The sequence below is a fragment of the Escherichia albertii genome, from assembly GCF_028622335.1.
GTDB lineage: Bacteria > Pseudomonadota > Gammaproteobacteria > Enterobacterales > Enterobacteriaceae > Escherichia > Escherichia albertii.
The window spans coordinates 2,321,481-2,333,678 of sequence record NZ_CP117568.1 but is presented as its reverse complement, the minus strand read 5'-3'; the positions used below and the strand labels follow the sequence as shown (position 1 = coordinate 2,333,678).

The following is a 12,198-nucleotide window of genomic DNA, read 5'->3' as shown; positions in this document are numbered from 1 at the left end:
GTTGTCTGGGTTGTAGGCCGGATAAGGCGTTTACGCCCCATCCGGCAGCCGTTGCCTGATGCGACGCTGGAGCGTCTTATCAGGCCAACGTGAGCAGCCCTTCCACCTGAGATTAATTTTAAAAGGGGCTTATGGCCCCTTTTTTGTCAGGAGAATTTATTATGGCGAAAGAATTTGGTCGCCCACAGCGCGTAGCGCAGGAAATGCAAAAAGAGATCGCTATCATCCTGCAACGTGAAATTAAAGACCCTCGTCTGGGGATGATGACCACCGTTTCCGGTGTCGAAATGTCTCGTGACCTGGCCTATGCCAAAGTGTATGTGACTTTCCTCAACGACAAAGATGAAGACGCGGTTAAAGCGGGCATCAAAGCGTTGCAGGAAGCCTCTGGTTTCATCCGCAGTCTGCTTGGCAAAGCCATGCGCTTGCGTATCGTGCCGGAACTGACCTTCTTCTACGATAACTCACTGGTTGAAGGGATGCGTATGTCAAACCTGGTAACCAGCGTGGTCAAACATGACGAAGAACGTCGTGTTAACCCGGACGACAGCAAGGAGGACTAATGAGTCGTCCTCGTCGTCGCGGTCGCGACATTAACGGCGTTTTGTTGCTGGATAAACCGCAAGGTATGTCCAGCAACGATGCGTTGCAAAAAGTAAAACGGATTTATAACGCCAATCGTGCCGGGCACACTGGCGCGCTGGACCCGCTGGCGACGGGCATGCTGCCGATTTGCCTCGGGGAAGCGACGAAATTTTCCCAATATCTGCTGGATTCCGACAAACGCTACCGGGTGATTGCGCGTCTTGGGCAGCGTACCGATACTTCTGACGCAGACGGGCAAATCGTTGAAGAGCGTCCGGTAACCTTTAGTGCAGAGCAACTGGCTGCAGCGCTGGATACCTTCCGTGGTGACATCGAACAGATCCCTTCGATGTATTCAGCGCTGAAATATCAGGGCAAAAAACTGTACGAATACGCGCGTCAGGGTATTGAAGTCCCGCGTGAAGCACGCCCGATTACCGTCTATGAGTTGCTGTTTATTCGCCATGAAGGCAATGAACTGGAGCTGGAAATTCACTGCTCAAAGGGTACTTATATTCGCACTATCATTGATGATCTGGGCGAAAAACTTGGCTGTGGCGCGCATGTGATTTACCTGCGTCGTCTGGCGGTGAGTAAATATCCGGTTGAACGGATGGTGACTCTGGAACATCTGCGTGAACTGGTTGAGCAAGCCGAACGGCAAGATATTCCTGCTGCGGAGTTACTTGATTCTTTACTGATGCCAATGGACAGTCCGGCTTCGGACTACCCGGTGGTTAATCTTCCGCTAACGTCTTCTGTTTACTTCAAAAATGGTAACCCGGTTCGTACATCTGGTGCGCCGCTGGAAGGACTGGTTCGCGTTACAGAAGGTGAGAATGGCAAGTTTATCGGTATGGGCGAAATTGACGATGAAGGCCGCGTCGCGCCTCGTCGCCTGGTGGTTGAATACCCGGCGTAATATTAACCGTCTTGCGATAACAAGTCGCTACGAGTAGAATACTGCCGCTTAACGTCGCGTAGATCGTTTAACACTTTACGTAACGTACACTGGGATCGCTGAATTAGAGATCGGCGTCCTTTCATTCTTATATACTTTGGAGTTTTAAAATGTCTCTAAGTACTGAAGCAACAGCTAAAATCGTTTCTGAGTTTGGTCGTGACGCAAACGACACTGGTTCTACCGAAGTTCAGGTAGCACTGCTGACTGCACAGATCAACCACCTGCAGGGCCACTTTGCAGAGCACAAAAAAGATCACCACAGCCGTCGTGGTCTGCTGCGCATGGTTTCTCAGCGTCGTAAACTGCTCGACTACCTGAAACGTAAAGACGTAGCGCGTTACACCCAGCTCATCGAGCGCCTGGGTCTGCGTCGCTAATTCTTGCGAGTTTCAGAAAAGGGGGCCTGAGTGGCCCCTTTTTTCAAGCTGACGGCAGCAATTCACTGGAAACTAATGTATTGTTGCTATGAATGATCTTCCGTTGCAGAGGTTCGCGCGGCTAATGAGAGGCTTTACCCACATCTGGCTGGGTTAGGGTTGTCATTAGTCGCGAGGATGCGCAGAAGATCGGGTATTAACACCAGTGCCGTAAGGTACTGTCTAAGAAAGAGAAAGGATATTACATTGCTTAATCCGATCGTTCGTAAATTCCAGTACGGCCAACATACCGTCACTCTGGAAACCGGCATGATGGCTCGTCAGGCTACTGCCGCTGTTATGGTTAGCATGGATGACACCGCTGTATTTGTTACCGTTGTCGGCCAGAAAAAAGCCAAACCAGGTCAGGACTTCTTCCCTCTGACCGTTAACTATCAGGAGCGTACCTACGCTGCTGGTCGTATCCCGGGTAGCTTCTTCCGTCGTGAAGGCCGCCCAAGCGAAGGCGAAACGCTGATTGCGCGTCTGATTGACCGCCCGATTCGCCCGCTGTTCCCGGAAGGCTTCGTCAACGAAGTTCAGGTTATCGCCACCGTGGTTTCTGTTAACCCGCAGGTTAACCCGGATATCGTTGCGATGATTGGCGCTTCTGCGGCGCTGTCTCTGTCTGGTATTCCGTTCAATGGTCCGATTGGTGCTGCCCGCGTAGGTTACATCAATGACCAGTATGTACTGAACCCGACTCAGGACGAGCTGAAAGAGAGCAAACTGGACCTGGTTGTTGCCGGTACTGGAGCCGCTGTGCTGATGGTTGAATCTGAAGCTGAACTGCTGAGCGAAGACCAGATGCTGGGTGCGGTTGTGTTCGGTCATGAACAACAGCAGGTTGTTATTCAGAACATCAATGAACTGGTGAAAGAAGCGGGTAAACCGCGTTGGGATTGGCAGCCAGAGCCGGTAAACGAAGCGCTGAACGCGCGCGTTGCTGCACTGGCTGAAGCTCGCCTGAGCGATGCTTACCGTATCACCGATAAACAAGAGCGCTATGCACAGGTTGATGTCATCAAATCTGAAACCATTGCGACGCTGCTTGCTGAAGACGAAACCCTGGACGAAAACGAACTGGGTGAAATTTTGCACGCCATTGAGAAAAAAGTTGTTCGTAGCCGCGTACTGGCAGGCGAACCGCGTATCGATGGTCGTGAAAAAGACATGATCCGTGGTCTGGATGTGCGCACTGGCGTGCTGCCGCGTACTCACGGTTCTGCGCTGTTCACCCGTGGTGAAACGCAGGCACTGGTTACCGCAACGCTGGGTACTGCACGTGACGCACAGGTTCTTGATGAACTGATGGGCGAACGTACCGACACCTTCCTGTTCCACTACAACTTCCCTCCGTACTCCGTAGGTGAAACCGGCATGGTCGGTTCTCCGAAGCGTCGTGAAATTGGTCACGGTCGTCTGGCGAAACGCGGTGTGCTGGCCGTCATGCCGGATATGGACAAATTCCCGTACACCGTACGTGTAGTGTCTGAAATTACCGAATCCAACGGTTCTTCTTCTATGGCTTCTGTGTGCGGCGCGTCTCTGGCGCTGATGGACGCAGGTGTGCCGATCAAAGCTGCTGTTGCGGGTATCGCAATGGGCCTGGTGAAAGAAGGCGATAACTACGTTGTACTGTCTGACATTCTGGGCGACGAAGATCACCTGGGCGATATGGACTTCAAAGTTGCGGGTTCTCGCGACGGTATCTCTGCATTGCAGATGGATATCAAAATTGAAGGCATCACCAAAGAGATCATGCAGGTTGCGCTGAACCAGGCTAAAGGTGCGCGTCTGCATATCCTGGGCGTAATGGAACAGGCGATCAACGCGCCGCGCGGCGATATCTCTGAGTTTGCTCCGCGTATCCATACCATTAAGATCAACCCGGACAAGATCAAAGACGTTATCGGTAAAGGCGGTTCTGTTATCCGCGCCCTGACCGAAGAAACGGGCACCACTATCGAAATCGAAGATGATGGTACTGTGAAGATTGCAGCGACCGACGGCGAAAAAGCGAAACACGCGATTCGTCGTATCGAAGAGATCACTGCGGAAATCGAAGTGGGCCGCGTCTACAATGGTAAAGTGACCCGTATCGTTGACTTTGGCGCATTTGTTGCCATCGGCGGCGGTAAAGAAGGTCTGGTACACATTTCTCAAATCGCCGACAAACGTGTTGAGAAAGTGACCGATTACCTGCAGATGAATCAGGAAGTACCGGTTAAAGTTCTGGAAGTTGATCGCCAGGGCCGTATCCGTCTGAGCATTAAAGAAGCGACTGAGCAGTCTCAACCTGCTGCGGCACCGGAAGCTCCGGTTGCTGAACAGGGCGAGTAAGGTTGCCATTTGCCCTCCGCTGCGGTGGGGGGCTTTTAACCGGGCTGGACGCCTTGTTAGCAACCGGGAACAGGACGTTCATTCAACCGTGGTCTTCGGGAGTGGGAAATGAAGCCTTTTTTGCGCTGGTGTTTCGTTGCGACAGCACTTACGCTTGCAGGATGCAGTAATATTTCCTGGCGTAAAAGTGAAGTCCTCGCAGTACCATTGCAACCGACTTTACAGCAGGAAGTGATTCTGGCACGTATGGAACAGATCCTTGCCAGTCGGGCTTTAACCGATGACGAACGCGCACAGCTTTTATATGAGCGCGGAGTGTTGTATGATAGTCTCGGTCTGAGGGCATTAGCGCGTAACGATTTTTCGCAGGCGCTGGCAATCCGACCGGATATGCCTGAAGTATTCAATTACTTGGGCATATATTTAACGCAGGCAGGCAATTTTGATGCTGCCTATGAAGCGTTTGATTCTGTACTTGAGCTTGATCCAACTTACAACTACGCGCACTTGAATCGCGGGATCGCATTATATTACGGCGGTCGTGCCAGGTTAGCGCAAGATGATCTGCTGGCGTTTTATCAAGACGATCCCAATGATCCTTTCCGTAGTCTGTGGCTTTATCTTGCCGAGCAGAAGCTCGATGAGAAGCAGGCTAAAGAAGTGTTGAAGCAACACTTCGAAAAATCGGACAAGGAACAGTGGGGATGGAACATTGTCGAGTTCTACCTGGGCAACATTAGCGAACAAACGTTAATGGAAAGGCTCAAGGCGGACGCAACGGATAACACCTCGCTCGCTGAGCATCTCAGTGAAACCAACTTCTATTTAGGTAAGTACTACCTAAGTCTGGGGGATTTGGACAGCGCTGCGGCACTGTTCAAACTGGCGGTTGCCAACAACGTTCATAACTTTGTTGAGCACCGATACGCATTGTTGGAATTATCGCTCCTGGGCCAGGACCAAGATGACCTGGCAGAATCGGACCAGCAATAGCTGACGTACACATCAGCCCGTAATCTTTTTTGATTGCCATCACCTTAACGGGTGAGGGCGTTGTTGTTCGTTAATACACCTACTTTGAGCCGGTTCACACTTTTCAATGAAAATTGCTGATCAATTTCATGATGAGTTATGTAGACTGGCCGCCATTAATTTTGAGGCACACGTACTACATGGCTGAATTCGAAACCACTTTTGCAGATCTGGGCCTGAAGGCTCCTATCCTTGAAGCCCTTAACGATCTGGGTTACGAAAAACCATCTCCAATTCAGGCGGAGTGTATTCCACATCTGCTGAATGGCCGCGACGTTCTGGGTATGGCCCAGACGGGGAGCGGAAAAACTGCAGCATTCTCCTTACCTTTGCTGCAAAATCTTGATCCTGAGCTGAAAGCGCCACAGATTCTGGTGTTGGCACCGACCCGCGAACTGGCGGTACAGGTTGCTGAAGCAATGACGGATTTCTCTAAACACATGCGCGGCGTAAACGTGGTTGCTCTGTACGGCGGCCAGCGTTATGACGTGCAATTACGTGCCCTGCGTCAGGGGCCGCAGATCGTTGTCGGTACTCCAGGCCGTCTGCTGGACCACCTGAAACGTGGCACTCTGGACCTCTCTAAACTGAGCGGTCTGGTTCTGGATGAAGCTGATGAAATGCTGCGTATGGGCTTCATCGAAGACGTGGAAACCATTATGGCGCAGATCCCGGAAGGTCATCAGACCGCTCTGTTCTCTGCAACCATGCCGGAAGCGATCCGTCGCATTACCCGTCGCTTTATGAAAGAGCCGCAGGAAGTGCGTATTCAGTCCAGCGTGACGACCCGTCCTGACATCAGCCAGAGCTACTGGACTGTCTGGGGTATGCGTAAAAATGAAGCGCTGGTGCGTTTCCTGGAAGCGGAAGATTTTGATGCGGCGATTATTTTCGTTCGTACCAAAAACGCGACTCTGGAAGTGGCTGAAGCCCTGGAACGTAACGGCTATAACAGCGCCGCGCTGAACGGTGATATGAACCAGGCGCTGCGTGAGCAGACTCTGGAACGTCTGAAAGATGGTCGTCTGGACATCCTGATCGCCACCGACGTTGCGGCCCGTGGCCTGGACGTTGAGCGTATCAGCCTGGTGGTTAACTACGATATCCCGATGGATTCCGAGTCTTACGTTCACCGTATCGGTCGTACCGGTCGTGCGGGTCGTGCGGGTCGTGCGCTGCTGTTCGTTGAAAACCGCGAGCGTCGTCTGCTGCGCAACATCGAACGCACCATGAAGCTGACCATTCCAGAAGTCGAACTGCCTAACGCAGAACTGCTGAGCAAACGCCGTCTGGAAAAATTTGCTGCCAAAGTACAGCAGCAACTGGAAAGTAGCGATCTGGATCAATACCGTGCACTGTTGAGCAAAATTCAGCCGACTGCGGAAGGTGAAGAGTTGGATCTCGAAACTCTGGCAGCCGCACTGCTGAAAATGGCACAGGGTGAACGTACTCTGATCGTGCCGCCAGATGCGCCGATGCGTCCGCGTCGTGAATTCCGTGACCGTGATGACCGTGGTCCGCGCGATCGTAATGACCGTGGCCCGCGTGGCGACCGTGAAGATCGTCCGCGTCGTGAACGTCGCGATGTTGGTGAAATGCAGCTTTACCGCATTGAAGTGGGCCGTGATGATGGCGTTGAAGTTCGTCATATCGTTGGTGCAATTGCCAACGAAGGCGATATTAGCAGCCGTTATATCGGTAACATCAAGCTGTTTGCTTCTCACTCCACTATCGAACTGCCGAAGGGGATGCCAGGTGAAGTGCTGCAACACTTTACCCGTACTCGCATTCTTAACAAACCAATGAACATGCAACTGTTGGGTGATGCACAGCCGCATACTGAACGTCGTGGCGGTGGTCGTGGCTTCGGTGGTGAGCGTCGTGAGGGCGGTCGTAATTTCAGCGGTGAACGCCGTGAAGGGGGTCGTGGTGATGGTCGTCGTTTCAGCGGCGAACGTCGTGAAGGCCGCGCACCGCGTCGTGATGACTCTACCGGTCGCCGTCGTTTCGGTGGCGATGCGTAATTCACACTAAATCGCTATTACCTGACGTAAAGTAAAATATACAGCCCCGATTCTAACAATCGGGGTTTTTTTTCTGTTTTTTGTACTCGCGTACTGGTACAGTGCAACACATAACAACGCAGTCGCACTATTTTTCACTGGAGAGAAGCCCTCATGGCAACACTAACCACCACCCAAACGTCACCGTCGCTGCTTGGCGGCGTGGTGATTATCGGCGGCACCATTATTGGCGCAGGGATGTTTTCTCTGCCAGTGGTCATGTCCGGTGCGTGGTTCTTCTGGTCGATGGCGGCGCTGATCTTCACCTGGTTTTGTATGCTGCATTCCGGCTTGATGATCCTGGAAGCTAACCTGAATTACCGAATCGGTTCGAGCTTTGACACCATTACCAAAGATTTACTGGGCAAAGGCTGGAACGTAGTCAACGGCATTTCCATTGCCTTTGTGCTCTATATCCTGACTTACGCCTATATTTCCGCCAGTGGTTCGATTCTTCATCACACTTTCTCGGAGATGTCGCTCAACGTCCCGGCACGGGCGGCAGGTTTTGGTTTTGCACTGCTGGTAGCGTTTGTGGTGTGGTTAAGCACCAAAGCCGTCAGCCGCATGACGGCGATTGTGCTGGGGGCGAAAGTCATTACCTTCTTCCTCACTTTCGGTAGCCTGCTGGGGCATGTACAGCCTGCGACATTGTTCAACGTCGCGGAAAGCAATGCGTCTTACGCGCCGTATCTGTTGATGACACTGCCGTTTTGTCTGGCATCGTTTGGCTATCACGGCAACGTTCCGAGCCTGATGAAATATTACGGCAAGGATCCGAAAACTATCGTGAAATGTCTGGTGTACGGTACGTTAATGGCGCTGGCGCTGTATACCATCTGGTTGCTGGCAACAATGGGGAATATTCCTCGCCCGGAGTTTATCGGTATTGCGGAGAAAGGCGGCAATATTGATGTGCTGGTACAGGCGTTGAGCGGCGTGCTGAACAGCCGTAGTCTGGACCTTCTGCTGGTCGTGTTCTCAAACTTTGCAGTGGCGAGTTCGTTCCTCGGCGTAACGCTGGGTCTGTTCGACTATCTGGCGGATCTGTTTGGCTTTGATGATTCGGCAATGGGGCGCTTTAAAACGGCACTGTTGACCTTTGCACCGCCCGTCGTTGGCGGCCTGCTGTTCCCGAATGGGTTCCTGTATGCCATTGGCTATGCGGGATTAGCCGCTACCATCTGGGCGGCAATTGTTCCGGCGCTGCTGGCCCGCGCATCGCGTAAACGCTTTGGTAGCCCTAAATTCCGTGTCTGGGGCGGCAAGCCGATGATTGCCCTGATTCTGCTGTTTGGCGTTGGCAACGCACAGGTGCACATCCTGTCGAGTTTTAATTTGCTGCCGGTGTATCAGTAATCAACTGTACCTTATCCGACATTTCTACTGCCTGTACAATGCCTGATGCGCTTCGCTTATCAGGCCTACATTGGGCGGGTCGGATAAGGCTTCCCGCTGCATCAGACAAAATAAAATACACTACCCCAACAGCTCTTCCTTCACGTCCATTGCCAGTTCAAACGAATGCAGGCGCGCCTGGTGATCGAAAATTTGCCCGTTAACCATAATCTCATCGGCGTCGGTTTCGCGCAGGATCGACTGCAAACCATGACGCACTTTCGCTTTATCGCCCACCAGCGACATACTCCGTGCCTGCTGTACGCCATACTGCTCGGACGGTGACCAGAACTGATCCATATTCTGAATCGGCGGCGGCAGTTGCCCGGTTTCTCCGCGGCGCAGCTTCACAAAGGCTTGCTGCATCGAGGTAAAAAGAAACTCAGCGTCGCGGTTGCTGTCGGCGGCGATGATATTGATGCACACCATCGCGTACGGTTTTTCCAGCCGTGCCGACGGTTTGAAGTTGCTACGGTAAAGACGCAGCGCCTGGAGCAACATATCCGGCGCGAAGTGTGAGGCAAACGCAAACGGCAGACCAAGCTGCGCCGCCAGTTGCGCGCTGTAAAGGCTGGAGCCTAACAACCACACCGGGATTTTCTCGCCATAGCCCGGTACCGGGCGCACATGCGGATTGGGATCGCGGGCGTCAAACCAGTCCACCAACTCTGCGACATCGCGGGGGAAATTATCAATATCTCCGCTCATATGACGACGTAGCGCCATCATTGTTCGCTGATCGCTACCCGGCGCGCGACCCAGCCCTAAATCGATTCGCCCCGGATAGAGAGTATTGAGCGTGCCGAACTGCTCGGCAATCACCAGTGGCGAATGGTTCGGCAACATCACGCCGCCAGAACCCAGGTGCAGCGTGGTAGTATTCGCCGCCAGATAGCCAATCAACACCGACGTTGCAGCACTGGCAATGCCGGTCATATTGTGGTGTTCCGCCAGCCAGTAGCGATGATAGCCGCGCTTTTCAGCCAGACGGGCAAGATCGAGAGAGTGAGAGAACGCTTCCCGCGCTGAAGAACCTTCGGGGATGGGGGCCAGATCGAGTAGCGAAAACGCAATGGTTTTATCAGTCATAACAGCTCACTTTGTTACCGATTAATCTTTAATACTGCATTAAAGGGTAGTTAAAGTTGTTAACAAAGTGAGCTATGCTCTAAATAATTCGAGTTGCAGGACAAAACGGCAGTGGCGTTTTGAACAACGCTTGCGTTGGCCCTGAAAGGGCGAGGCCTCAGGCCGAGTAACGCGACAAGAGAGTGAATCCCCAGGAGCTTACATAAGTAAGTGACTGGGGTGAACGACAAATTCGCATGGAGCGGATTTGAACGCTGCTTGCAGCGGCCCCGTAAGGGGTGAGGCCCATGGATGGGCCGAATAACCCGCAGACGCAGCACATGCAACTCGAAGTATGACGAGCATATTTGCTTAGGCTTGCAGCTCCAGCCCCGCCAGCCGCCGCCAGTAGCCGTTACAGTCGCTGTTTGCCGTCAACGGGAGTGGTGCCGCACCATTTTCATTAGCGCGGAAGGCGTCGAGCATCGCGAAAGTGTCAGTCCCCTGCGGTGACAGGCGGACCACATCAACCAGCCCCTGCATTGATGCCAGATCGTTACCGAGATTGTAAACGTAGCCGCTCATGGTCTGAATGCCATTGAGTACAAACACCTGCTGATTCTCCTGCGACAGCACGTTGCGCCCGTTCGGATACTTAATGCAGCAGGTTTCACACTCATCTTTCGGGCGGTCTTCCGAACGTGCCGTAAAGCAGCGGGCGGAGTAGGCCAGCGGCAGATGACCGTAGCTCAGGACTTCCACTTCAAACTGGTTGCGAATGCCCAGTTCATCGCACTGATTAAGCAGATTCACCAGCCAGTCGCGGGAAAGCTCCACCGGCATACACCAGCGCATCATGCCCTGTTTGAGTAATATTTTCAGCGTCACCGCGTTATAGCAGTTCAGCGCGTGCCCGGCGACGAACGGCAATTTGCGCTCAGCGCACATATTCACCACGCCGAGATCGCTGGCTTCAATCAGAAACTCGCCGTTCTCTACATAGCGTTTCAGTTCGCCCAGTTCGGAGGACGCCTGCACCAGCGCCAGCGTGGAGAGCACTATCTGCTTGCCACTCCCGGCGAGTGATTTTGCCATCTCCAGCCAGTCGCCAACTTTGGTTGCCCGGCGCTTGCTGCATACCGCTTCACCGAGATAAATCACGTCGGCGCTGCTGGCGGCGGCCTGCTGATAAAATTCTTCCAGCGTCTCTTTTGGCCAGTACCACAGTACCGGCCCTAAGGAATATTTCATTGCTTTTCTCACTGCCATTTACGGTGATACGCGCCAAGGGTGGTTTGCGTGCCTTCGGACATCGACCCGAGCGTCTCCATCCACGCACTTTGTGGTACGAAGTTTTGCGGATCGGCCTTACAACGATCGATAGCCTGACGCCAGACTTTCGCTACCTGGCTGACATACGCCGGGCTACGCTGACGGCCTTCAATTTTCACCGAAGCGATATTCGCCGCCATTAACTCCGGCAGTAGCTCAAGGGTATTGAGACTGGTGGGTTCTTCCAGCGCGTGATAGCGCTCGCCGTCCACCAGATAACGCCCTTTACACAACGTCGGATAACCTGCGTTCTCGCCGTCCTGATAACGGTCGATCAGTACTTCGTTCAGGCGAGATTCCAGTCCCTGTGGCGTTTGTTGCCAGCGAACGAAACGAGCTGGGGAACACGCGCCCACGGTGTTGGGTGACTCACCCGTCAGATATGACGACAGATAGCAACGGCCCTCCGACATAATGCACAGGCTGCCGAAAGCAAACACTTCCAGTGGAACAGGGGTAACTCGCGCCAGTTGTTTCACCTGATGAATCGACAACACGCGCGGCAGCACCACGCGGGCAACGTCAAAATGGCGATGATAAAAGTTAATCGCCTCTTCATTGGTCGCTGAAGCCTGCACCGATACGTGACGTTCAATATGTGGGTAACGCTCGGCGGCGTATTCCAGCATGGCGAGATCGGCAAGGATCAACGCGTCGGCACCCAGTTGCGCCGCCATATCCACGGCGCGCTGCCAGCGGGCGTAGCCGTCCGGGTGCGCAAAAGTGTTAATTGCGATGTGAAGTTTGCGGCGATGTTGATGGACAAAACTCACCGCTTCCTGCAATTTTTTTTCGGTAAAGTTAAGGCCGGCGAAGTGACGGGCATTGGTATCATCTTTTAGCCCGATATAAACAGCATCTGCGCCGTTTTCGATGGCCGCCTTAAGCGCCGGGAGATTTCCGGCAGGGCAGAGCAGCTCCATAATTTTTCCTGAAGGTTGCGCTGTCAAAGCGCAAAAATGTTAACGAACTGGGATTTTAGTTAACCTTGCTGCGA

At 53.1% G+C, this 12,198-nt stretch carries 11 protein-coding genes; 8 read left to right on the top strand and 3 right to left on the bottom strand.

Annotated elements, in window-relative coordinates; genetic code table 11:
- The first annotated feature begins 161 nt into the window (after positions 1–161).
- The 8 genes from rbfA (at position 162) to mtr (ending at position 8,762) form a co-directional block, all read left to right on the top strand.
- Positions 162–563, top strand: coding sequence for a 30S ribosome-binding factor RbfA (gene rbfA / locus PS053_RS11290; protein WP_001040202.1), 402 nt, complete (start codon positions 162–164; stop codon positions 561–563).
- Positions 563–1,507, top strand: a complete 945-nt coding sequence (gene truB / locus PS053_RS11285; RefSeq protein ID WP_059227565.1) for a tRNA pseudouridine(55) synthase TruB — start codon at positions 563–565, stop codon at positions 1,505–1,507. The genes rbfA and truB overlap by 1 nt, the downstream gene beginning before the upstream one ends.
- 149 nt (positions 1,508–1,656) lie before the next feature.
- The gene (gene rpsO, locus PS053_RS11280; protein ID WP_000059466.1) at positions 1,657–1,926 is read left to right on the top strand and encodes a 30S ribosomal protein S15; all 270 of its coding nucleotides are present in this window, start codon (positions 1,657–1,659) and stop codon (positions 1,924–1,926) included.
- 246 nt (positions 1,927–2,172) lie between these two features.
- Entirely contained in the window at positions 2,173–4,308 is a 2,136-nt protein-coding gene (gene pnp / locus PS053_RS11275; protein WP_256878803.1) for a polyribonucleotide nucleotidyltransferase, read from the top strand.
- Between the two features lie 108 nt (positions 4,309–4,416).
- On the top strand, positions 4,417–5,301 hold the full coding sequence (nlpI, locus tag PS053_RS11270; RefSeq protein WP_000802066.1) for a lipoprotein NlpI: 885 nt from the start codon (positions 4,417–4,419) through the stop codon (positions 5,299–5,301).
- A gap of 106 nt (positions 5,302–5,407) precedes the next feature.
- Complete coding sequence (gene yrbN, locus PS053_RS11265) at positions 5,408–5,488, top strand: protein YrbN (RefSeq protein WP_010723222.1); 81 nt, start codon at positions 5,408–5,410, stop codon at positions 5,486–5,488.
- Complete coding sequence (gene deaD, locus PS053_RS11260; RefSeq protein ID WP_025238258.1) at positions 5,481–7,364, top strand: ATP-dependent RNA helicase DeaD; 1,884 nt, start codon at positions 5,481–5,483, stop codon at positions 7,362–7,364. Before yrbN ends, deaD begins: the two co-directional genes overlap by 8 nt.
- A 153-nt stretch (positions 7,365–7,517) precedes the next feature.
- Entirely contained in the window at positions 7,518–8,762 is a 1,245-nt protein-coding gene (gene mtr, locus PS053_RS11255) for a tryptophan permease (RefSeq protein WP_256878804.1), read from the top strand.
- A gap of 120 nt (positions 8,763–8,882) precedes the next feature.
- Here mtr and PS053_RS11250 read toward each other — a convergent pair whose 3' ends face one another.
- The 3 genes from PS053_RS11250 to ubiU form a co-directional block, all read right to left on the bottom strand.
- Positions 8,883–9,890: a luciferase-like monooxygenase gene (locus tag PS053_RS11250; protein ID WP_273774911.1), complete on the bottom strand. Its 1,008-nt coding sequence runs from the start codon at positions 9,888–9,890 to the stop codon at positions 8,883–8,885.
- 351 nt (positions 9,891–10,241) lie between these two features.
- On the bottom strand, positions 10,242–11,120 hold the full coding sequence (locus tag PS053_RS11245) for a U32 family peptidase (RefSeq protein ID WP_024165327.1): 879 nt from the start codon (positions 11,118–11,120) through the stop codon (positions 10,242–10,244).
- A gap of 8 nt (positions 11,121–11,128) precedes the next feature.
- Entirely contained in the window at positions 11,129–12,124 is a 996-nt protein-coding gene (gene ubiU, locus PS053_RS11240) for a ubiquinone anaerobic biosynthesis protein UbiU (protein WP_000421305.1), read from the bottom strand.
- Between the last annotated feature and the right edge of the window lie 74 nt (positions 12,125–12,198).